Annotated in this window: 17 protein-coding genes; 7 read left to right on the top strand and 10 right to left on the bottom strand. The window is 71.0% G+C overall.

What is annotated here, in order from left to right; genetic code table 11:
• The first annotated feature begins 23 nt into the window (after positions 1 to 23).
• The 3 genes from AC6JA9_RS29915 to AC6JA9_RS29925 all read left to right on the top strand — a co-directional run bounded on the left by AC6JA9_RS29915 (position 24) and on the right by AC6JA9_RS29925 (position 3131).
• Positions 24 to 566 carry a TetR/AcrR family transcriptional regulator gene (locus AC6JA9_RS29915; RefSeq protein WP_497958210.1) on the top strand — a complete coding sequence of 181 codons (543 nt, stop codon included), beginning with the start codon at positions 24 to 26 and terminating at the stop codon, positions 564 to 566.
• Positions 567 to 649: 83 nt separating this feature from the next.
• Positions 650 to 1738 (top strand): SDR family oxidoreductase, encoded by a 1089-nt coding sequence (locus tag AC6JA9_RS29920; protein WP_497958211.1) that lies wholly within the window; start codon positions 650 to 652, stop codon positions 1736 to 1738.
• An 85-nt stretch (positions 1739 to 1823) separates the two neighbouring features.
• On the top strand, positions 1824 to 3131 hold the full coding sequence (locus AC6JA9_RS29925) for an amidohydrolase (RefSeq protein ID WP_370640300.1): 1308 nt from the start codon (positions 1824 to 1826) through the stop codon (positions 3129 to 3131).
• A 106-nt stretch (positions 3132 to 3237) separates the two neighbouring features.
• On the opposite strand, the gene AC6JA9_RS29930 is transcribed toward AC6JA9_RS29925, so the two are convergent.
• From AC6JA9_RS29930 to AC6JA9_RS29975, 10 genes are all read right to left on the bottom strand, one after another.
• A complete protein-coding gene (locus AC6JA9_RS29930) occupies positions 3238 to 3990 on the bottom strand; it encodes a hypothetical protein (RefSeq protein WP_483578361.1) in 753 nt (250 codons plus the stop codon).
• Positions 3991 to 4013: 23 nt separating this feature from the next.
• Positions 4014 to 5783, bottom strand: coding sequence for a hypothetical protein (locus tag AC6JA9_RS29935; RefSeq protein ID WP_426745626.1), 1770 nt, complete (start codon positions 5781 to 5783; stop codon positions 4014 to 4016).
• A gap of 48 nt (positions 5784 to 5831) precedes the next feature.
• Positions 5832 to 7757 carry a HEAT repeat domain-containing protein gene (locus tag AC6JA9_RS29940; RefSeq protein ID WP_223784010.1) on the bottom strand — a complete coding sequence of 642 codons (1926 nt, stop codon included), beginning with the start codon at positions 7755 to 7757 and terminating at the stop codon, positions 5832 to 5834.
• A gap of 111 nt (positions 7758 to 7868) precedes the next feature.
• Complete coding sequence (locus AC6JA9_RS29945; protein ID WP_408889732.1) at positions 7869 to 10007, bottom strand: hypothetical protein; 2139 nt, start codon at positions 10005 to 10007, stop codon at positions 7869 to 7871.
• Positions 10008 to 10259: 252 nt separating this feature from the next.
• Positions 10260 to 10811 (bottom strand): ECF-type sigma factor, encoded by a 552-nt coding sequence (locus AC6JA9_RS29950; RefSeq protein ID WP_223745538.1) that lies wholly within the window; start codon positions 10809 to 10811, stop codon positions 10260 to 10262.
• Between the two features lie 351 nt (positions 10812 to 11162).
• Entirely contained in the window at positions 11163 to 12914 is a 1752-nt protein-coding gene (locus AC6JA9_RS29955; RefSeq protein ID WP_223784008.1) for a sensor histidine kinase, read from the bottom strand.
• Positions 12915 to 13079: 165 nt separating this feature from the next.
• Positions 13080 to 13787, bottom strand: coding sequence for a response regulator transcription factor (locus tag AC6JA9_RS29960; protein ID WP_223745536.1), 708 nt, complete (start codon positions 13785 to 13787; stop codon positions 13080 to 13082).
• Positions 13788 to 13795: 8 nt separating this feature from the next.
• On the bottom strand, positions 13796 to 15046 hold the full coding sequence (locus tag AC6JA9_RS29965) for a vWA domain-containing protein (RefSeq protein ID WP_223745535.1): 1251 nt from the start codon (positions 15044 to 15046) through the stop codon (positions 13796 to 13798).
• 100 nt (positions 15047 to 15146) lie between these two features.
• Positions 15147 to 15704 carry a Uma2 family endonuclease gene (locus AC6JA9_RS29970; RefSeq protein ID WP_223784006.1) on the bottom strand — a complete coding sequence of 186 codons (558 nt, stop codon included), beginning with the start codon at positions 15702 to 15704 and terminating at the stop codon, positions 15147 to 15149.
• A gap of 199 nt (positions 15705 to 15903) precedes the next feature.
• Positions 15904 to 16341 carry an arginine repressor gene (locus AC6JA9_RS29975; RefSeq protein ID WP_082165339.1) on the bottom strand — a complete coding sequence of 146 codons (438 nt, stop codon included), beginning with the start codon at positions 16339 to 16341 and terminating at the stop codon, positions 15904 to 15906.
• A gap of 169 nt (positions 16342 to 16510) precedes the next feature.
• Here AC6JA9_RS29975 and AC6JA9_RS29980 point away from each other — a divergent pair, with 169 nt between their 5' ends.
• From AC6JA9_RS29980 to argH, 4 genes are read left to right on the top strand one after another with little or no spacing between them, the layout of a single operon-like run.
• Positions 16511 to 17521, top strand: a complete 1011-nt coding sequence (locus AC6JA9_RS29980; protein WP_046715156.1) for an N-acetylornithine carbamoyltransferase — start codon at positions 16511 to 16513, stop codon at positions 17519 to 17521.
• Between the two features lie 54 nt (positions 17522 to 17575).
• The gene (gene argB, locus AC6JA9_RS29985; protein ID WP_141323719.1) at positions 17576 to 18505 is read left to right on the top strand and encodes an acetylglutamate kinase; all 930 of its coding nucleotides are present in this window, start codon (positions 17576 to 17578) and stop codon (positions 18503 to 18505) included.
• The gene (locus AC6JA9_RS29990; protein ID WP_497958212.1) at positions 18502 to 19563 is read left to right on the top strand and encodes a M20/M25/M40 family metallo-hydrolase; all 1062 of its coding nucleotides are present in this window, start codon (positions 18502 to 18504) and stop codon (positions 19561 to 19563) included. The genes argB and AC6JA9_RS29990 overlap by 4 nt, the downstream gene beginning before the upstream one ends.
• Positions 19556 to 20905 carry an argininosuccinate lyase gene (argH, locus tag AC6JA9_RS29995; RefSeq protein ID WP_223745532.1) on the top strand — a complete coding sequence of 450 codons (1350 nt, stop codon included), beginning with the start codon at positions 19556 to 19558 and terminating at the stop codon, positions 20903 to 20905. The genes AC6JA9_RS29990 and argH overlap by 8 nt, the downstream gene beginning before the upstream one ends.
• The last annotated feature ends 25 nt before the right edge of the window (positions 20906 to 20930 follow it).

The raw sequence follows: 20930 nt of genomic DNA on the forward strand, positions 1-20930 counted from the left end.
AGGGAGAGGACACTCGTCGGCGGATGATTGCCGCCGCGGCGGAGATGCTGGAGCGCTCGGGGTACGCCGGCGCGGGCATCAACGAGCTGCTCGAGGCCGGCAAGGCGCCTCGGGGCTCGCTCTACTTCCACTTCCCGGGGGGCAAGGAGCAGCTCGCCATCGAAGCCCTCCAGGCCTCGTCCGCGGAGGTGACGCGGCTGCTCGGTGAGCACCTCGCCTCATCCAAGGGCCTCGTCACCGGGCTGCGTCGCGCGCTCGCGCAGCTGGCGGACCGCGCGGAGGCCTCCGGCTTCGAGAAGGGCTGCCCCGTGTCCGCCGTGGTGCTGTCCTCCGGCGCCACGCCGGAGCCGGTGCGCGCCGCCGCCGCCGAGGCGCTCCAGTCCTGGCAGCAGCTGCTCACCGAGCGGCTCCGGACCGAGGGACTCACGGCCGCCGAGTCGCGCCGTCGCGCCGCCCTGGTGCTCTCCTCCATCGAGGGCGCGCTGCTGCTCATGCGCGCCCACCGCAGCCGGGCTCCCGTCGAGGAGCTCTCCAAGGAACTGGAGCGCCTGCTCTCACTCGACTGAGCGCGGCCCACGCCGTGCGCGGATGGGCCGCGTCGGCGCGACTCCAGAATATGTAGACTGGTCTAGATACAGAGGTCGTCATCATGAAGGATTCGTCACCGGACTCGCTCGTCATCGGCGCCACGGGATTGCTGGGGCGCTGGCTCGTGCCGGAGCTGACGCGGCGCGGGCGACACGTCGCCGTGCTCGCTCGCAACGCCCAGGGACGCAGCCAGCCCTACCGGGACTGGGTGGCGGCGCTCGGAGGCGCACCCGAGCGGCTCGTGTTCCTCGAAGGAGACCTGGACGCGCCGGGCCTGGGGCTCACGCCAGCGGGCACCCAAGCCCTCCAGGGCGTGCGGGACGTGTTCCAGCTGGGCGCGCGCTTCGCCTGGCACCTGTCGCCCGAGGAGGCCCAGCGCACCAACGTGGAGGGGACCCGCGCCGTGGTGGAGCTGGCCTCGAAGCTGCCCGCGCTGCGCCGGCTCGTGCTCGTGGGGGGCTATCGCATCGGACCGCGGCTCGACGCCTCGGGGCGAATCGTCCCCGCCCCCCCGCTGAGCTTCGAGGACTCCGGCGCCTATGAGGCCTCCAAGGCGCTGTCCCACCAGGTGGCGGTGGAGACCGCCGGGAGCTTGGGCGTCCCCATCACCACCGTGCACCCGTCCTCCGTCATCGGAGACAGTCGCACCGGGGCGACGGTGCAGAGCCTGGGGCTCGGCGACACCGTGGCCCACGTCCACGCCGGGAAGATGCCCGTCCTCCTGGGCTCGAAGGACACCTTCGTCCCCGTGGTCGCGGTGGACACGGTGGCGCGCTTCATGGCGGGCGTGGTGGAGGTTCCGGAGGCCGCGGGGCAGGAGTACACGCTGATGGACCCGGGCTCGCCCACGTTCCACGAGCTGATTCGCTGGACCGCGCGACGCTCGGGCCGACGCGCGCCTCGCCTGTCACTGCCCGTGTCGTGGGTGCGCTGGCTGCCCGAGCGGCTGCTGGGCGCGGCCACCGAGTCACTCGACTTCCTCGACACCGCCCGCTACCCCGTGGAGCCCGCACTCGCGATGGCCCGGCGGATGGGCGTGGAGCTGCCGCCGGTGGAGACGGTGCTGGAGCGCTGGTTCGACTTCCTGCGCGGCACGGGCTTCGCGCCGGACGTGGAGCGGGCGCGACTCGCGTCGGTGCGTCCGGGATGACCCGGCGACCAAGGGGCGTGGACGCCGGGGCCTCGCGCGATGTGCTGTAGTAGCCCGGCCCTCGAAACGGACCGGAGACCTCCTGGTGAACCGCCCTTCCCTGCTGGCCGTGCTCGTCGTCCTGCTGACCGCGTCCGCCGCACGTGCGCAGCCGTCCCCCGTGCTGGGGGGACTCGACGGCCTCTATCCGGACCTGGACGCGCTGTACCGCGACCTGCACCAGCACCCCGAGCTGTCCTTCCAGGAGGAGAAGACCGCCGCGAAGCTGGCCGAGCGCCTGCGCAAGCTGGGCTTCGACGTCACCACGGGCGTCGGCGGCACGGGCGTGGTGGCGCTCTTGCGCAACGGCCCCGGGCCCACCGTCATGCTGCGCACGGACCTGGACGCGCTGCCCATGGAGGAGAAGACGGGCCTGCCCTACGCCAGCAAGGTGCAGGTGAAGGGCGGCGACGGGCAGACGGTGCCGGTGATGCATGCCTGCGGGCATGACGTGCACATGACGGTGTGGATGGGCACGGCGACGCTGCTTTCGCGCAAGAAGGACCAGTGGAAGGGCACGCTGATGATGGTGGGCCAGCCCGCGGAGGAGATTGGGGCCGGCGCGCGCAAGATGCTCGCGGATGGACTCTTCAAGCGCTTCCCCAAACCCGACTTCGCGGTGGCGCTGCACAACACCACCGCGGCGCCCGCGGGCCGCGTGGAGTACGTGTCCGGCTACGCCATGGCCCACGTGGACTCGGTGGACATCACGCTCTTCGGCAAGGGCGGACACGGCGCGTACCCGCACACGACGGTGGACCCCATCCTGATGGCCGCGCGCACGGTGCTCGCGCTCCAGACGCTGGTCAGCCGGGAGAAGCACCCGCTGGAGCCCGCGGTGGTGACGGTGGGCTCCATCCACGGCGGCACCAAGCACAACATCATCCCGGACGACGTGCGCCTGCAGCTCACCGTGCGCTCCTACAAGCCCGAGGTCCGCAAGGCGCTCCTGGCGGGCATCGAGCGCATCGCCAAGGCGGAGGCCCTGGCCTCCGGCGCCACGCGGCCGCCCAGGGTCGACGTCACCGAGGGCACGCCCGCCACCTACAACGACCCGGCCCTCACCCGCCGCCTCACCGAGGCCGTGGTGCGCGTGCTCGGCGAGAAGAACGTCGGAGAGGCCCAGCCCGTCATGGGCGGCGAGGACTTCTCCGAGTACGGCCGCGCCGGAGTCCCCGCCGCGCTCCTGTGGCTGGGCGCGGTGGAGCCGCAGCGCTTCCTCCAGGCCCGCTCAGGGGGTGAGCCGCTCCCGTCCCTGCACTCCTCCGGCTTCATCCCGGACCGCGAGCGCACGCTGCGCACGGGTGTCACCGCGCTGACGACGTCCGCGCTGGAGCTGCTGGGCAAGCCCTGAGCCCTTGAAACCACGGCCACGACGAGGGCCTTCGATGCCCCTCGCCGCGGCCCGTGGGAGCGAGGTCGCCCCCCAAGGCGGCCTCGCTCCAGTTCTCCTTCGCACGCTACCGGCAGGCCCCCAGCCGGACGGAGAGGCAGCCGTCGTTCCCGCAGCGTGTGAAGCGCGCGCAGCGCTGGGCCTCGAACTCGCCGAAGGCCCGGACGGTGGTGGTGCGCCGGCCCTCCGCCGCCGTCTCCACGCAGACCTCGATGTCCTGGATGGGGAGGTTGGGCGTGTCGGTGAGCACCTCCATCATCGGGTCGAACAGCGCGCTGGCGGTGGCACACTCCATCGCCTTCTGCGCCGACGTCGCGCGCACCTCCACGACGCGCACCGCGCAGAACTGCTTGCTCTGGATGCCCAGGGAGAACACCGTCCCGCCCGCGTCACACGCGGTGGCGGCAATCGACTGGCACGTCCCGCCCACGCAGTTGCTGCTGGCGTTGCAGACCTGGCTGCCCGACGAGTTGCAGCACGCCTCGCCGACGTCGCCGCAGTTGCGGCAGTTCTCCCCGCCCGACTCCATCACGCACATCAGCGAGCCACCGCAGTACGTGGCGGAGGCGGCGACACAGCAATCCTGCCCCTCGCCGCCGCACGGCACGCACGTGCCGCTGTTGCAGGCCAGGCCCGTGTCACAGCTCGCGGAGTCCGTCCGGCACGCGCAGCCGTTGGTTCCATACTGACTGGGGTCGCATCCGGAGTTGCCGCTCTGGCAGCTTCCGCAGCCCGCCATGACGACCATGCACAGCATCAGGAGCCCCCTCAGGGGCGAGTTCAGGTTCACGATGGGGTTCCTCGTTGCTTGGAAGGACATGGGGTGCACCGGCTCCGCGCCGCTCACGGACTGAGCACCAGGTGCACGGACTTGCCGTCGCCATTCACGGCGCGGACCAACACCTCGAGGTTGTCGGAGATGGACAGGGCCTCCACGATGCGCAGGCCCGCCTTCTCCAGCTCCTCGGGCGCGAGCTCGGAGAGCGGGTAGCTCTTCTCCCCGTCCGGCGGGGTGATGAACGCGCGCTGGGACTTGTCCTCCGCCGTGGCCGTCCCCACCACCCAGTTGCTGGTGTTGAGCCCCCCCGCCCTCGCGGACAGCGCGCCCTCCGGCAGGGGCAGCAGCTCGCCGCCCTTCTCGCGGGTCCACCGGAAGGGCTGGCTGTGCTTGCCGGAGACGCGCGCGGTGCCCAGCACCGTGCCCACGTCGTTGAGCGCGGCGATGTCCGCCTCCAGCTCCAGGAGGATGTGACGCTCCTTGCCGGCGATGAGCGCCGCGCGAGGGCCGCTCTGCGTCTGCACCACGGCCGCCGACTCACCCAGCGCGTTGAAGAACAGGCGCCCCGAGCCGAGCCCCGTCAGCGCCTCGCGCTTCGCGGGGCCGACCTCGTCGACGACGTAGACGACGTCCTTGTCATCGGGCCAGCGCACCAGCGGCGTGCCGTGCGCGTTGCCCACCAGGGCCTCGTAACCGTCGACCCACAGCTGCGCGCCCGCCTTCACCTCGTTCGCCTTCATCCGGAACGCGGACAGGCCCTTGTACGAGTACGCGGTGCCGAACAGGTCTCCGCTCGCGCTGACGGCCTTCACGTCGACGCGGTCCACGCCGAGCGCCTCGCGCAGCGACTGCACGGTGGACCTGCTCGTGATGAGGCTGTCCGATTCGTCGTTCGCCAGACGGCCGATGACCGCGCCCTCGTTGGTGATGAGGCGGGCAATCGCCACCTCCGGGAGCTGACGCCACCGGTTGAAGTCGAACACCTGGGTGACGCACCGGTTGAGGGCGACCCGCTGCGACTGGAGCATGCCGCCCGAGGAGCCCTGGATGACGGTGGGCCCGCCCCAATGTGGGGGCAGCCGGATGGCGAAGCGCGCGGTGCGCTGGGCCTCGGGCACGCGCACGTTGAGGACCCCGACGCTCGCGTCCACACTGAAGAGCTCCACCAGCGTTCCGCCCGCGGGCGCGGGGCTGCTCAGGACGACCTCACCCGACAGCTCCGTGGCACTCGAGGAGGGGCAGCGGTTGGTGGACGTCAGCACCCGGAGCGCCGCCAGGCGCGGACGCGGCACGCCCGCGTAGGCGACGAACTGACGCACCTGCACCGGCTCCGTCCAGTAGAACTTGAAGACGATGTCCGTGTAGCCGTCCACCCAGACCTGGCTGCCCCCCGTCAGCACCAGCTCGACGTTGTGCGGACACGAAGCGCTCTCGCAGTAGGGGTCATCCGCGCCGCGCACCTGGCGGGCGAAGGCCTTGAGCGTGCCGCGCACGCGCGTGACGCTGTTGGCGTCGCCCAGGTAGTACGGCGAGGGCAGCGTGTCGTCGAAGGTCCAGGTGATGACGTTGCCGCTGCGCGAGCCCCACAGGTTCAGCACCAGGTCGGAGTTCACGCCGAAGGTGCGCGCCGGGACGTGCAGGTTCAGGGTGCCCGCCGACTTGGGCAAGAGCCAGTAGCCCGTGGCGTAGTCGTTGCCGCGCACGTGGATGCGCGCGGCGTTGAGGCGGACATTCGTGCCGCGCCACACGTCGTCCACGATGTCCGCGTGGGCGACTGGCGCCAGGATGAGGCCGAGCAGGACCACCAGGCCCAGCCCGTTGAGGATGCGTGTCATGAGGTTCTCGGAGGTGTTGTGGGAGTGAAGTGAAGGCCGCGTCGGGACTCAGCCCCCCAGCTCGGCGGAGGACTGGGCCATCAGCGACATGATGCGGGCGCGCGTGGAGGAGTGCTGGCCCGGGCGCAGCGCGAGCGCCTGGAGCATCTGGAGGACCGGCGCGCCGCCGCCCTCGATGCGGTGGGTGATGAGGTTGAGCAGCGTGGCCTCCACCCCGGAGACCATCCCCCCCGAGACGACCCAGGCGCGCAGCCGCTCCAGGTCCGCCCCGTCCAGCCTGCGTGCGTCCAGCGCATCCAGCAGCGCCGCCTGCACCAACCGCTCCGGCTCCTGGACCAGCGAGTCGAGCAGCATGCGTGTGGCCACCTCCTGCGGCACGCCGCGCAGGGACTCGGCCGCCGCGGCGCGCACCTCGGTGGAGTCGTCGCGCAGGTAGGGCTGCGCCGCATCCAACACGGCCTCCTGCCGCGTGTTGCCCAGCGCGCGCAGCGCGTGCATGCGGTCCTGCGGGTCCTTCGCGTCGCGCAGCGAGTCCTGGAGCGGGCGCAGGTAGGTCGCCACGTTGGGGTCCCCGGAGGGGAGCTTCGACACCACGCCGCCCAGCGCGTACTCGGACGCGCGCCGGGTGGCCACGTCGTTGCCCGCGCGGGCCCGCTCCCGCAGCGTGGTCAGCATCCGGGCCGTCTCCGGCTCGGGCGCCTCGAGGAAGCCCGCGCGCTGCAGCATCAGCCCGTAGGACGTCTCGTGCTCGCGCGCCACGGGGGCCTGGAGCAGCTCGCGCATCAGCGCCTGGGCCTCTCCATGCCCCGTGCCCGCGAGCACGTCCATGGTGAGCTCACGCAGTCCCGGATTCACGCCCGGACGCAGGAAGGACGCCGCGAGCTCCCGCGTCCTGCCGGGCTCCAGCTTGAGCGCGGCGATGGCCCGGCGCACGAAGCGGTCCAGCTCCGGGATGGACTCCGGGCGCGTGGCGGCGGCGAGCACGCGGAGGACCTCGTCCACCGTCATGCCGTCCGCCTGGCTGCGCAGGAGCGCCGTCTCCTTGTCTCCCTCGAAGACGATCTGCTCGGGCTTGCGGATGAGGGACTTGTCCTCGTTCGTCGCCAGCAGCGGCGCCATGCTCCGCGCGGAGAACGTCACGCGAAGGCGCATCCGGCGCGACATCAGCGGGGCGCCATCCGTCCGCGTCGCGTCCAGCGACTCGTCGTGGGACACCCCGGCCATCCGGCCATCCGGCGCGCGCTCGAAGCGGGTGAGCGAGCGCAGCTCCTGCTGGAACGGCCGGTCCTTCCCCGCGGCGTTCAGCGTCACGTAGCGCGTGCGCCGCCGCGTCAGGGCGGAGTCCCCGTCGAACTGGAAGCGGGCCTGGACCTCGCCCGTCTGGTTGGACTCGACGACGTCCCACTCGGCCGCGTCGCGCAGGGTGGTGGGGAACAGCTCCGCGGCGAGCGTCTGCGCCAGCTGGCGGAACATGGCGGGCTCCGACTCCGAGAAGCGCACCGCCAGGAGCGCGCCCTTCGCGTCCAGCTCCACCCAGGCCGACGCGGACTCGGGCAGCTGCGCCGCCACGGAGGCCGCGTCGGGAAAGAGCTGCTGCCCCGAGAGCACCGCGTCGTGCCGCTCCAGGGACTTCAGGGACAGCCGCACCCTCGTGCCGTCCGGGCGGACCTCGAGCGCGCGCAGGGCGAGCGAGCCCTCCAGGTGCAGCGTGCCCTCCACCGCGCCGGACGACGTCGCGCCCCCCGGGACGGGCATCGGGAGCTCCACGCGCTGCAGGTCATCCCAGGCGAACCGATAGATGCGCTCCTCTCCCGGCGCCCACTGGAACAGGGGCAGGCGGGAGTCGCTCACGACGACCGGGGCGGCCTCGCCCGCGACGACGGTGAGGCGCGTGAAGTACCAGGCGGACACAGCGCCGGTGAGCAGCAGGGTGGACAGCACGGCCGTACGGACGGCGAGCCTCGGGCGACGCATGAAGGACCTCGAAAGGAAGGGACTGGGGCGGGACGCCATGGCGATGGAAGGCCATGGCGCCCCAGGAGGACCGCCCCGACACGTGAGCGCCGGAGCGGCCCCGCCGTGTGACTAGAAGATGCGCGCCAGCGGCACCGTCTTGGTCTCGGTGTAGATGTTGTGCTTCAAGCCGAAGCCGCTCCACGAGAACACGGGGAACTCGGCCTTCAGGTCGAACAGCTGCAGGAAGAGCGAGATGCGCCCGTCGAGGAAGCGCGTCTCGATGTCCAGCTTCGAGGTGAGGCGCAGGAACAGCGTGTTCGGGTCCGTCGGGTGCGAGGGCGAGCTCAGGTAGATGCCGATGTCCGTCTCCAGCGGGAGGTTGGCGCGGGTGAGCACCACCGTGCCGCGGACGGCGACCTGGACCTTCGGCAGGCCGATGCCCACCGACGCGAAGCCATTGACGGAGAGGTACGGCGTGAGGATGCCGAACAGGTCCACGCCCAGCAGGTCCGCCGCGCAGTCACGGGTGATGGCGCCGCCGATGTCGAACTTGACGCCCGTCTCCGCGGACACGCCCGCCGTCAGCGTGACGGGGATGTACCAGACCATGAAGGTGTAGGACGTCTGGGCCTCGTCGAACGCGTACACGGGCTTGGTCTGCGCGAAGGTGACGCGCAGCGGATAGGTCTGGTCGTGGGTGTAGACGGACTGCCCCAGGAAGCGGGCCCCCACGGTGAGCCGGATGCCGTTGCCCTCGGTGCCCGCGGAGCCGTCGATGTGGATGACCTCCATGCGGGTGGGGCTGAAGAGGTTCGCGTAGGCGTTGAACTCGCCGTAGATGCGCGCGTTGTACTCGCACCACGGGCCCGTCAGGCCGAAGCCATTCGCCTGCATCCGCGCGCTCGAAGCGCCCGGCGCCGTGACCTCCCAGCCGCCGTTGTAGTCGTAGCCGGCGCCCATGAAGCTGTCGCCCGCGTAGCCACTGTCACCGGCCTCGCCGCCATGGCGCACCAGGCCCGTGGACGGGTTGGTGGGCGCCGCCTGCGCCTGGATGTACTGGCCGTAGGCGAGCACGTACTGGGCCAGCATCGTCGTGTTGAGGGTGTAGTCCTTCTCCTTCAGGGTGGAGATCTTGAGCAGGTGCGCGTTGCGCACGAAGCTCGTCTCGCTGAAGTCGTTGCCCGTCAGGAACAAGCACGCCTGCAGGTCCGCGGCGCGGCGCGGCCCCATGGCGGCGTCCAGCTCCAGCTTGTAGCGGCGCGGGCTCCAGTCGCAGGACGTCACGTACTTCGAGTCGAGGCAGCCCTGCCCCTCGGCCTGGACCAGGCGCTCCTCGATGACCTTGTCGAGCGCGTAGAGCCGCTCGGCGGTGGTGGCGTTCAGCTCCTTCGTGTCGCGGTCCTTCTTCAGGAAGAGCGCGTACGCCTTCTGCCAGTCGGCGTAGATGCCCGCGCGCTGGGCGAGCAGCGCGATGAAGCCCTCCTGCTCCTCCTGGCGCACGGTGAGCTCGTCATCCGGGATGTGCGCGAGCTGCTCGGCCATCTCCTGGTGCCACGAGTCCGAGGCCACCGCCCACTGCCGGGCCTCCGGGTTGTTGGCGAGCCGCGCGGCGTCGGTGGTGAACTCGTAGGGCTTGACGCCCTTCGGGTAGGGGCCGGGCGTGAAGGCGAAGTACGCGTTCTTCGCCACCCGCGTCTCGCCCCAGATGGACGCCAGCTTCTTGCCGTCGCGGCTGTACAGCGTGCGGTGGGCGATGCCGTCGCCCCCGTAGGCCGACTGGAACAGCGCGCGGTAGTCGTCGCCGTGCACGCCCGAGCGCCGCTCGAAGCGGCTGTAGTCGTAGTACTTCTCGTCCACGTACTCCTGGCAGGACGTCACCTGCGTCCCGTTCTTGTCCCAGGCCTGCAGCTGCCCCAGGTACGCAAGCTCCGCCTTCGTCAGCTTCTCCAGCTTCTTGCGGTAGAGAATCTGCCCCTTGAGCACCTGGCCCGACAGGCCCTGGTCCATGCCGCTCACGCGCGTGGTGCCCAGCGACACGGGCTGGGTGGCCACCGTTGCCGTCCCGCTGCCGAACTCCTCCGGCAACAGCACCGTGCGCTTGGGCGCGTTGTCCCAGCGCGCCCTCCACTCCGTCTCGATGATCTGCTGGCAATATCCGTCGTGGGCCTCGCCGCACTTGCTCGAGCGGTAGTCGACGTCCACGCACTGCTGCAGCGACGGCGTCGGGCAGTCCTCCGCGAGGCTCACGGGCGCCGACAACAGCGTCATCGACACTCCGGCCCAACGCAGCGGGCTCCCCAACAGACCCACTTTCTTCCCCTGGTTCATATGAAGCTTCGTCCTTGGTGAGGGCCGGCTTCGGGCACGGCCCGCCGGACCCCAGAGCACGTGCTGTGCCGCGGCGCGTGTCACTCGGGGGCGCGTGACGACGCGACCACCCCGCGAGGACCCGGGGACAACACGGCGAACCAGGACGTTGCCTGCGAGGCAACACGCACCAGGACGACGACGTGGGGAGCGTCAGTGCCCCACGCCTTCGCACAACCAGCCACGCGCGAAGGCCCAGTCCCGGCGCACGGTGGCGGGCGCCACGCCCAGCACCGCGGCGGTCTCCTGGATGCCCAGGCCCGCGAAGTAACGAAGCTCCACGAGGCGGGCCAGCCGGGGCTTGAACGACTCCAGCTCCACCAGCACCCGCTCCAACCCCAGCACGTCGATGTCGACGCCCACGGGGGACTCCGTCACCTCGTCGTGCAGGTACAACGGCTCACGCAGCGCGTCCCGACGGTGGGCGTTGCGCACCCGCACCGCCTCCACCAACGCCCGACGCATCGCCTGGGCCCCCACCCCCAGCACATGGCGACGTCGCTCCATGTCCGCGGACTCCCCCGCCCACCGCCCGCAGATGTCGCGCAGCAGCAGCATGGGACGCAGCGTGGCCCGCGAGGCCTCTCCGCTCATGGCCGCGTGCGTCATCTCGCGGAGCTCCTGGTACGCCACCCCCTGAAGGGCATCCCGGGCCTCTCCTCCTTCGTTGCGAGCGCCTTCCAGCAGCGATGTCTTCCCCGACATGCCCATGGTGTCCTCCTGGGTCTCACATCCCATCGAGTCGCTTCGCCACGCCTGCCTAGCCTGTCGAACGAAATCCCCCGCAAATCTTGAGAACAAAGAATTGTTTTCGTGAATACCGACAATTCCCTGCCCGCCGGGATGGCCAAGCTGCTCTCATGGTCGTCCTGGCGCAACGCAGGATCACCAACTTCGCTGGCTATTCGCTCTTATCCACATTTCCAAAGACGACTGGCGCACGTGCCAGCGAGGAAGCGTTCGGGGCCCCGCGCATGGGGGGTGGGCACGCCTCGGCTTCCCACCACGCCCTGGAGGGTGGGCGACCCCGAGGTCCTGGGTCGACCTGGACGCGGGCTACGCGGTGGGTAGCCAGAGCACGAAGCGGGCGCCGCCCTCGGGGGCCTGGGCGTAGCGCAGCTCCCCGCGCATGCTCCGGGCCAGCTGGCGGCACAGGGCGAGCCCCAGGCCCACGCCGGGCGCGGACCGGGCCGCGGCCTGAACGGACTTGGAGAAGGGCTCGAAGAGCCTGCGGGCCGTGGCGGGGTCCACGCCCGGGCCGTGGTCCCTCACCACCAGCCCCACCCGGCGGCCCCGCCGCTCCAGCTCCAGGTGCAGGCGTGGGTCGGTGGCGCCGGCGGCGTACTTGGACGCGTTGTCGACGAGGTTGAAGAGGACCTGCTCCACCGCCGACGGGTCCGTCAGCACGGTGACGTCCGGGGGCACGTCCACGCTCAGCACCAGCCCGGACTGGAGCGCGCGCTCGGCGAGCCGGGGCTCCAGCCGCGACACGAGCGCGTCCACCGCCACCGGCTCCAACCGGGCCGGCGCGCGCCCACGCTCGATGCGGGCATAGGCGAGCACGTTCTCCACCAGGTGGCTGAGCCGCTCCGCCTCGCGGTGGAGGATGTCGAAGTACTCCTGTCGCCGCGCGGCGTCCGGGACCATGCCCGCCGACAGCATCTCCGTGTACATGCGGAACGTCGTCAGCGGCGTGCGCAGCTCGTGCGTCACCGCCGACACGAAGGCGCCCCGACGCTCGCTCAGCGCCATCACGCCCACCAGCAGCGCCACCACCGCCACGCCCGCGAGCGCCACGCCGCTCCAGGCCACCATGAGCACGAGCGGCAGGGACGAGAGGGCGCCCGAGGAGCCCTCCTCGCCCGAAGTGGAGCCCGGTACCAGCCGCACCGGCAGGGCCGCCAGGAGCCTCCCCTCCCCTGTCGCCGTGACGTCGCCCCGTGCGGGCTCCAGGGTCGCGCCCGGGAGCAGGTCCTCCACGCGGCCCTGGAGCCAGCGGCTCAACCCGGGCCAGTCCAGCCAGCAGCCCTGGAGGACCTCCTGGCCATCGACCCGGACGAGCCGGCCCAGCAGGAGCGCGTCGCCCACCCAGAGCGCCCGCATCTCCGCGCGGGGGGAGGCGCGGGCCGCCGATGGCTCCTGGGCCTGGTAGGTCACGACATTCTGACTGGCGGCCTGGCGCGCGCTGCGCGAGCGGGCGTCGTACTCGCTGGCGTTCTTGAGCTCCTGGAACGAGGACGACAGCTTGCTCTGGACGCGTGACAACGGGCTGCCGGTCGAGGCGGGTGCATCCCGCGCCGCGAGCGCCTCGCGCAGCCGGAGGCCGCCGAGCTGACGCGACACGTGCTCCAGGCGCGCCCTCAGGACCTCCTCCCCCACGCGGGGCGGGGCCACTCCGAGCGAGGCGCGCAGCGACGCCTCGATGACCTGCGGAGAGGTGACGTTCCCGGCGGTGTCCACCTGGAAGTGGAGCAGGACATGTTCCGGCGGACCCGCGAGCAAAGGAGACGCCATCCACGCCTGCCCCTCGGGGAGCGGGGCGTTGCGCGCGTCCAGCACACCGGGCACGGGGGCCACGGCCGCATACGCCTCCGCGGGCACCGCGCTCTCCCGGGCCACCAGCGGCAACAGCTCCGAGTCCAGCCGCCACAGCGCCAGGCGCACGTTCTCCTCGCGCGCCGCGCTCAGGCGGGCCTGACGGTCCGCGCGGTCCAGGCGCAGGGCGAAGACGGACAGCCACACCACGCCGGCCAGCGCCAGCGCCAGGCAGGCGCTCACCGCGAGCCAGACTCGCCAGGAGCGAATCATCGGGCTCCACCCATTTGGGAGAACATGGAGCCCTTGCCGCATGCCGCACGGGCGATTACCGCGAGCCAGGAGCGAATCATCGAGTGCCGCCCGACGGGGAGCCCATGGAGCCCTTGCCGCGCACCGTACAGGCGCTCACCACGCTCCAGACACGCCAGGAGCGAATCATCGGGCGCCGCCCGGCTGGGAGAACATGTACCCCTTGCCGCGCACCGTGAGGATGACGCGGGGCTCGGCGGAGTCATCGCGCAGCTTCTCGCGCAGCCGCGCCATCGTCATGTCCACCGTGCGCGTCTGCAGTCCGCGCGCGGGCAGGTGCCACACGCGCTCGAGCAGTTCCTCGCGGGAGATGGCTCGCCCCGGGTTCTCCCCCAGGTAGCGCAGCGCGTCCGCCTCTCGCTCCGACAGGTCCATCCGCGTGCCGTCATCGAAGCTCAGCTCGCGGCGCTCCACCACGAAGTGCCCGCCAGGGAAGTCCACGCGGGAGGCCCCCACGGGACGCTCGGCCGAGCGTCGGAGCACCGCACCCACCCGGGCCAACAGCTCCCGCACCGAGAAGGGCTTCACCACGTAGTCGTCCGCCCCCAGCTTCAGGCCCTTCACCCGGTCCTCCTCCTGGCCCCGGGCGGTGAGGATGATGACGGGCAGCGTGGGCCGGCTCTTGCGCACCGCCGCCAGCAGGTCCAACCCGTCACCATCAGGGAGCACCAGGTCCAGCAGCACCAGGTCCACCGGCGTGCGCTCGGCCACGCGCTGGCCCTCTTCCTTCACGCCCGCTTCGAGGACCTCGTAGCCCTCGAAGCGAAGCGCATCCACGATTCCGCGCCGGATGGCGGGGTCATCCTCGACGACGAGCACTCGGCGCGCGGCCATGACGCATCCTACTCCAGGGTGAAGCTTCGCTTGCTCGCCTCGCGCTGCACCACCTGGCCGATGACGCCGTCCAGCGTGTCATCCCCCTTCGTCGCCTGATTCTTGCGCGCCTCCGCCAGGAACTGCTGGCGCTCCTTGCCGAGCTGCTGGATGCGCTGCTGGAGCGCCTCACGCTCCTTCTCCCGGGCCGCGAGCCACGCCTTGCGCCCCGCCGCGTCCAGGTTGCGCATGGGCTCGGGCAGCTCCTCCGCCGCGACGGAGCCCAGGTCCACCTTGTTCTTCTTCACCGCGTCCACCAGGTCCCAGCTCTCGTTGGAATAGTTCCCGGAGCTCTTCGCCATCGCACGCGAAGCCATGTTCGACAGCGACACGCCGCGCGAGAGCTTGTCCTGCGTGGCCTGTCGCTGCTGGCTCTCCTTCGCCTCGGCGCCGCCGTAGACCACGTAGGTGTTGTTCAGCTCGGTGCCCAGCCGGGCGATCTCATCGTCCTGCGGAGCGGCGAGCTCGACGACCCGCTGGTTCTGGTCGATGTTCATGTAGCTGCCGTCGGCGCGCGTGGCCGCATCCTTCCAGTGGTCCGCGATGCCCTGCTCGTAGTCACCGCAGTGGATGGTGTTCACGGTGATGCCCTTCTTGCGCGCGGCGGCCACGGCCTCCCGGTAGTCGACCGGCCCCTGGATGAAGGTCTCGTTGCCGGCGATGAAGATGAGCCGCATCGAGTCCTCCTTCGGGCTCCACTCCAGTTTCCGGGTGGCCTCCTGGATGACCTCGCCACCGTGCTCCGAGCCGCCGGAGGTGCGCAGGGCGAACAGCCGCTCGGAGAGCGCATCCAGGTCCGAGGTGAACGGCGTCACCTGGCGGATCTCGCTCGAGCTCGCGCCGGGGGTGGTGTCGCCGTACGTGTAGAGGGCCAGCTCCAACCGGGGCGCCACGCCGCCACGCTTCGCCTTGGCGAAGCGATTCACGATGTTCCACAGCTGGGTGCGCGCCTGGTCCAGGAGCCCGTCCATGCTGCCGCTCGTGTCGAGCAGGAGCGCGATCTGGATGACCGGCGCCGCCTTCGGGTCCACGAACTGGGGCGAGGGAGGCGCCACGGGAGCCGCGGGCACCACCGCGACGGGAGCAGGTGGAGCGACCGGAGGCGTCGCGACAACGGGGGCGGGAGCATTGTCCGTGGACGGCTTGCCCAACAGGAGCGCGGAGACCGCGAGCGCCGCGGCCGAGCCGAGGATGATGGGGAGCTTGAGGGCCGGTTTCATCGTGTGTCCTTTCGTACGGCGGTGCCCTGGTGAGCACGCTTGGGACAGTAACGAGTGAGCCCTGGTGAAAGGTGTAACCGCCCTGTAACCGCGTGCCGCGCTACCCCTCGTCCCAGAGGAAACCCAGCTCCAGTTCGATGGCCTCGAATGGCTCCGCGCGCACCTTGGCCAGCCCCTCATGCTGGGCGACTTTCTGGTACCCCGCGCCCTCCAGTCGCCAGACCTCCAGGGTCCGGACCTTCGGATCGATGAGCCACAGGTGCTTCACGCCTTCACGACCATAGATGGGCTGCTTGGCGAAGCGGTCCAGCCGCGAGGTCGACGGGGAGAGCACCTCGCAGACCCAGTCCGGAACGACGGTGCAGCCGACCCCGCTGGGAATCCCCGGCATCCGCTCGCGCCGCCATCCAGCGAGGTCCGGGACGAGGACGTTTCCGCCGGAGAGATGGAGCTCCGGCTCGAACAAGATGAACCAGCCACCGGGGCCGCCTCTCCCCTTGTCATAGGGACCGCTCAGTTCACCGTTCAGACGCGATGACACCAACGAATGCCGAAGCGCCGGCCTGGGACTGGCATGCAGCACGCCGTCGATGAGCTCCCCGATGACCGTCTCGGGGAGCGCCTCCAGGTCCGCATAGGTGGCCGGTTTCTTCTCCACGGTGCCCTCACTCCGATAAACCCCGACGCCCCACCCCGATTCCATGGTCATGCCCACGAAGTAGCACGGGGGTCTGACGTCCTGGGTTGTCCCTGCTTGAACATCCCTCCAAGGTTGCATCGCCTGGAACGCGAGCGCAAGCCTCGCCCCGGGCCAGCCTCCCGCGCGCACAGCCCTGCATCCAGCGTTCCCTCGAGGCTCAGGCGCTGCGCAGCATCAAGCGCTCCACGACGGAGCGGACCTCACGCAGGCGGGACGGGTCCGTCACCGCGACGAAGATGGTGTCGTCACCGGCCACCGTGCCGGCGAGCCCCGGCACCTCCGGCTCACGGTCCAACGCCAGCGCCAGCACCGGCGCGTAGCCGGGGCTCGTCTTCACCACGAGCAGGTTCGGCGGCGCCTCGACGATGCTCACGCGCGGCCGCTCCGGCGTCGCCACCGGCTCCGTCAGCGACGCGCGCTGATAGCGCCCGCCCACCTTCTGCACGCCCAGCTTCTTGAGCCGCCGCGACAGCGTGGACTGGCTCGGCGCCTGCCCCTCCGCCTCCAACAGCTCCTGCAAGACGGCCTGATCGCTGATCTCCCGCTCCGAGATGAGCCGAAGGATTTCGTCGTCCAGGTTCATTCCTTCCACCATGCATGCACGTGAATTTCCATGCAAGGAACCCGCATGAAAGATTGCGGGAACAATACTCTTGCGCGCCGCGTCCTTCTGCATAATATCCGCGCCCCATTCGCGGAAATGCACGCATGAAGGTGCATATTCATCCACCTATGCACCGGTCCAGGCCGGGGAGCGCAGGCCCATGAAGCACGTCACCCACATCAAGGATCTCGGCCCCGCGGGTGTGGAGGCCGTCCTCTCTCAGGCGGAGGCTTGGAAGAAGAAGGCCCCCGGCGCGCTCTTCCCGGGGAGCATCCTGGGCATGGTGTTCTTCAACCCGTCCTTGCGCACGCGCACCTCGTTCGAGGCGGTGATGCTGCGCGGGGGTGGCAACGCCATCATCCTGGACGTGGGCGCGGGCGTGTGGAAGCTCGAGCACCGCGAGGGCGCGGTGATGAACCTGGACCGCGCCGAGCACCTCAAGGAGGCCGCGCCCGTCCTGTCGCGCTTCGTGGACATGCTGGGCGTGCGCACCTTCTCGCAGGGCGGCGGTGACGAGGAGGACGAGGTCGACCCCATCATCAACGCGTTCCGCAAGTGGGCCACCGTCCCCGTGGTCAGCATGGAGTCCGCGCGCGAGCACCCCTGCCAGGGCCTGGCGGACGTGCTCACCCTGCGCGAGACGTTCGGCTCCACGAAGAAGCTGCCGGTGACGCTGACGTGGGCGCCCCACATCAAGCCCCTGCCCAAGGCGGTGCCCAACTCGTTCCTGCTCAGCGCGGCCGCGGCCGGCTGCGAGGTGCGCGTGGCCCACCCGCCCGGCTTCGAGCTGCACCCGGCCGTGCGCGCGGAGGCGGAGGCGTACGCCAAGGCCACCGGCGGCAGCATCACCTACACCCACGAGCAGGACGAGGCGCTCGCCGGCAGCCGCGCCGTCTACGCCAAGTCCTGGGGCCCGACGGCCGCGGCGGCCTTCTCGCCCAACGACGTCACGGCGCTGCTCGCGTCGTACTCCGGATGGATGCCCACGCTGCGCACCATGTCGCGCGCCGCCAAGGACGCCGCCTTCCTGCACTGCCTCCCCGTGCGCCGCAACGTGGAGGTCGCCGACGAGGTCCTGGACCACTCCAGCAGCCGCGTGGTGGACGAGGCGGGCAACCGCTTCCACGTCCAGCGCGCCCTCCTGCACTGGATGCGCTCGCAGTCCCTCTGAAAAGCGGCGCCCTTCGAGGCGTGCCCGTCACCCTTCTTCCTTTCGAGGTCTCCCGTGCCCTTGTCGCCCGACCCGTACTCCGCGCTTCGCAACGCCGCGCGCTATGTGCAGCAGTTCCGTCGCAAGACGTTCGTCGTGAAGCTCGGCGGCGCCATGCTGAGCGACCCGCGCCTGCGCCGCTCCGCGTGCGAGCAGATCGCCCTGCTGTGGACCTTCTCCATCCGCCCCGTCGTCGTGCACGGCGGCGGCCCGGAGCTGGACACGCTCTGTGACGCCCTCCACCTGCCGGTGGAGAAGGTGGCGGGCCGCCGCGTCACGTCCGCGCCCGTGCTGGACGCGGCGAAGATGGTGCTCGCCGGCAAGCTGCACACGGACCTGCTCGCGGACCTGCAGGCGGCGGGTGTGCCCGCGGTGGGACTGAGCGGCGTGGACGCGGGCCTCATCAAGGCGCGCAAGCGTCCTCCCGTCATGGTGACCGAGCCCGGCGCCACCGAGGGCAAGCTCGTGGACTACGGGCTGGTGGGTGACATCGAGGCGGTGGACACGCGCGTCGTCGAGCACCTGCGCTCGGCCGACTACGTGCCCGTCATCGCGCCCCTCTCCGGCGGCGTGGACGGCGCCGTGTACAACACCAACGCGGACACCGTGGCGGCGGCGCTGTCGGTGGCCCTGTCGGCCGAGAAGCTCTTCTTCCTGGTCCAGGTGCCGGGCCTGCTCAAGGACCTGAACGACCCCACGTCGCTGGTGACGCTGGCGAACCTGACGGACCTGGCGACCATGGAGAACACGGGCGCCATCTCCGGCGGCATGCGTCCCAAGGCGCACGCCATCCGCCACGCGCTCGTGGGCGGCGTGGGCAGCGTGCACCTGGTCAGCGGCGTCGCGCCCAACGCGCTGCTCGAGGAGGTCTTCACCAACGAGGGCAGCGGCACCATGGTCGTCCGCGAGAAGGCGCCCAAGACGGCCGCCGGGAACGCGGGATGAAGACGGCGGAGCTGCTCCAGGCGCTGGTGGCCATCCCCAGCGTGTCGGGTGACGAGCGTCTCATCGCGGACACGGTGTCCGGGTGGGCGGAGGGCTGGGGTGCGCGCGTCCACCGGAAGGGCCACAACGTGTGGTTCTCCGTGGGCAGCGGCCCCCGGCGCCTGCTCGTCAACTCGCACCTGGACACGGTGAAGCCGTGTGCCGGGTGGACGTACGCGCCCCACGCGCCCGAGTGGCGCGAGGACCGCCTGTACGGCCTGGGCAGCAACGACGCCAAGGGGTGCGTGACGGGGATGCTCGTCGCGGCCCGCACCCTGCTCGCCGAGGGCGTGCCCCAGGGTGGCGAGGTCGTCTTCGCCTTCACCGCCGAGGAGGAGACCGGAGGTCAGGGCCTGGGCACGCTTCTGCCCGAGCTGGGGCCGCTCGACGCCGCGGTGGTGGGCGAGCCGACCAGCCTCAAGCCCTGTACGGCCCAGCGAGGCATGCTGCTCTTGCGCTGCACCGCGCACGGCAAGAGCGCGCACGTGGCGCACGCGCACAAGGCCCAGGCGGTCAACGCCATCCACATGGCGGCCGGGGACATCTCGAAGCTCGCGGAGCTGCGCTTCCCGTCGCATCCGCTGCTGGGTGAGGCGCGGGCGCAGGTGACGCAGATTACCGGGGGCCTGGCGCGCAACCAGGTGCCCGACGCATGTGAGTTCTTCGTGGACCTGCGCACCACGCCGAGCATGGACCACGCGCAGGTGGCGAAGGAGCTGGGCGAGGCGCTCCAGAGCGAGGTGAAGGTGCACTCGGCGCGCTACCTGCCGAAGGCGACGGCGGACCATCAGCCCATCGTCCGCGCGGCGATTGCGGCGTCGGGCGAGGCGCCGGTGGGCTCCAGCACCACGTCCGACTGGGCGTTTTTGGGCGAGCTGCCCGCGGTGAAGGTGGGCCCAGGGGACACGCTGCGAAGCCACCTGGCGGACGAGTACATCACCCGGGCGGAGCTGGAAGCCGGCGCCGCCTTCTACACGCGCCTTCTGCGCGGCTACTTCGAGGAGGTGGCCCGTGGCTGACACCCTGTGGGGCAAGGGCGCCGCGCTCGACGCGGTCATCCACCGTTTCACCGTGGGCGACGACCCCATCGTCGACCTGTCGCTCGCGCCGCACGACGCGCTGGGCAGCGCCGCGCACGCGCGCATGCTGGGCAAGGTGGGGCTCCTGAAGGCCGAGGAGTCCCGCGTGCTCGTGCGCGCGCTCAAGACGCTGCACGACGAGGCCCGCGCGGGCCAGTTCACCATCCGCCCCGAGCAGGAGGACGGCCACACCGCGCTGGAGGCGGCGCTGGTGGAGCGCGTGGGCGAGCCGGGCAAGCGCATCCACCTGGCGCGCTCGCGCAATGACCAGGTGCTGCTCGCGGTGCGCCTGTTCCTGCGCGAGGAGGTGCTCGCGCTCGGCGCGGGCGCCGTGAAGCTCGCCGAGACGTTCCTCGACTTCGCCCAGGCGAACCAGCACGTGGCCCTGCCGGGCTACACGCACCTGCGTCGCGCCATGCCCTCCACCTTCGGCATGTGGGCCATGGCCTTCGCGGAAGGACTGCTCGAGGAGCTGGAGGCGCTGCGCGGCGTGTGGGGCCGGCTGGACAGGTGTCCGCTCGGCGCGGCCGCGGGCTTCGGCGTGCCCTTGCCCATCGACCGTGAATACGTCGCGTCGCTGCTCGGTTTCAGTCGCGTGCAGAGAAGTCCCATCGATGCGCAGAACGGCCGCGGTCGCCACGAGACCGCGGTGCTGACATGGGCCTGCAGCGTGGCGGGCACGCTGGAGAAGTGGCTGTGGGACGTGCAGCTCTACAGCACGGACGAGTTCGGCTTCCTGGGGCTCCCGGACGCCTTCACCACCGGCTCGTCCATCATGCCGCAGAAGAAGAACCCGGACGTGGTGGAGCTGGCGCGCGGCCGGTGCCGCGAGCTGCGGGGGCTGTTGCACCAGGTGGAGGCCGTGGCGAGCGGACTGCCGTCCAGCTACCACCGTGACTTCCAGCTGCTCAAGCGCCCCACCCTGGCGGCGCTGTCCTCCAGCCGCTCGCTGTTGGATGTGCTGTCCCGGCTGGTGCCGGTGCTCCAGGTCAAGGCGGACGCGGCGCTGGCCGCCTGTGACGACACGCTCTACGCGGCCCACCATGCGTACACGCTGGTGGCCGGGGGACAGGCCTTCCGCGACGCGTACCGGCAGGTGGGCCGGGAGCTGGCGGACGGCACGTTCCATCCGGACCGCGAGGCCCTGACGGCCACCCACCTGGGTGGCGCCGGCAACCTGGGACTGGCCCAGGCCCGTGAGGAGCTCGGCGCCTGGCGCGCCTGGCTCGACGACACCCACCGCGCCCTGGCCACGGCGGCCGAGCGCGTCTGGGATGTGTGACGACGATTCCCCGCGAGGAGTGACG

The organism is Myxococcus sp. MH1, assembly GCF_059738865.1.

Coding starts and splice junctions, on each gene's coding strand:
- AC6JA9_RS29960 (WP_223745536.1), bottom strand. CDS start 13,787: ATGGCCGCGCGCCGAGTGCTCGTCGTCGAGGATGACCCCGCCATCCGG.
- AC6JA9_RS29945 (WP_408889732.1), bottom strand. CDS start 10,007: ATGACGCTGTTGTCGGCGCCCGTGAGCCTCGCGGAGGACTGCCCGACG.
- AC6JA9_RS29965 (WP_223745535.1), bottom strand. CDS start 15,046: ATGAAACCGGCCCTCAAGCTCCCCATCATCCTCGGCTCGGCCGCGGCG.
- AC6JA9_RS29975 (WP_082165339.1), bottom strand. CDS start 16,341: ATGGTGGAAGGAATGAACCTGGACGACGAAATCCTTCGGCTCATCTCG.
- AC6JA9_RS29940 (WP_223784010.1), bottom strand. CDS start 7,757: ATGCGTCGCCCGAGGCTCGCCGTCCGTACGGCCGTGCTGTCCACCCTG.
- AC6JA9_RS29920 (WP_497958211.1), top strand. CDS start 650: ATGAAGGATTCGTCACCGGACTCGCTCGTCATCGGCGCCACGGGATTG.
- AC6JA9_RS29950 (WP_223745538.1), bottom strand. CDS start 10,811: ATGTCGGGGAAGACATCGCTGCTGGAAGGCGCTCGCAACGAAGGAGGA.
- AC6JA9_RS29990 (WP_497958212.1), top strand. CDS start 18,502: ATGAAGACGGCGGAGCTGCTCCAGGCGCTGGTGGCCATCCCCAGCGTG.
- AC6JA9_RS29930 (WP_483578361.1), bottom strand. CDS start 3,990: ATGTCCTTCCAAGCAACGAGGAACCCCATCGTGAACCTGAACTCGCCC.
- AC6JA9_RS29980 (WP_046715156.1), top strand. CDS start 16,511: ATGAAGCACGTCACCCACATCAAGGATCTCGGCCCCGCGGGTGTGGAG.
- AC6JA9_RS29935 (WP_426745626.1), bottom strand. CDS start 5,783: ATGACACGCATCCTCAACGGGCTGGGCCTGGTGGTCCTGCTCGGCCTC.
- AC6JA9_RS29915 (WP_497958210.1), top strand. CDS start 24: ATGATTGCCGCCGCGGCGGAGATGCTGGAGCGCTCGGGGTACGCCGGC.
- AC6JA9_RS29955 (WP_223784008.1), bottom strand. CDS start 12,914: ATGATTCGCTCCTGGCGAGTCTGGCTCGCGGTGAGCGCCTGCCTGGCG.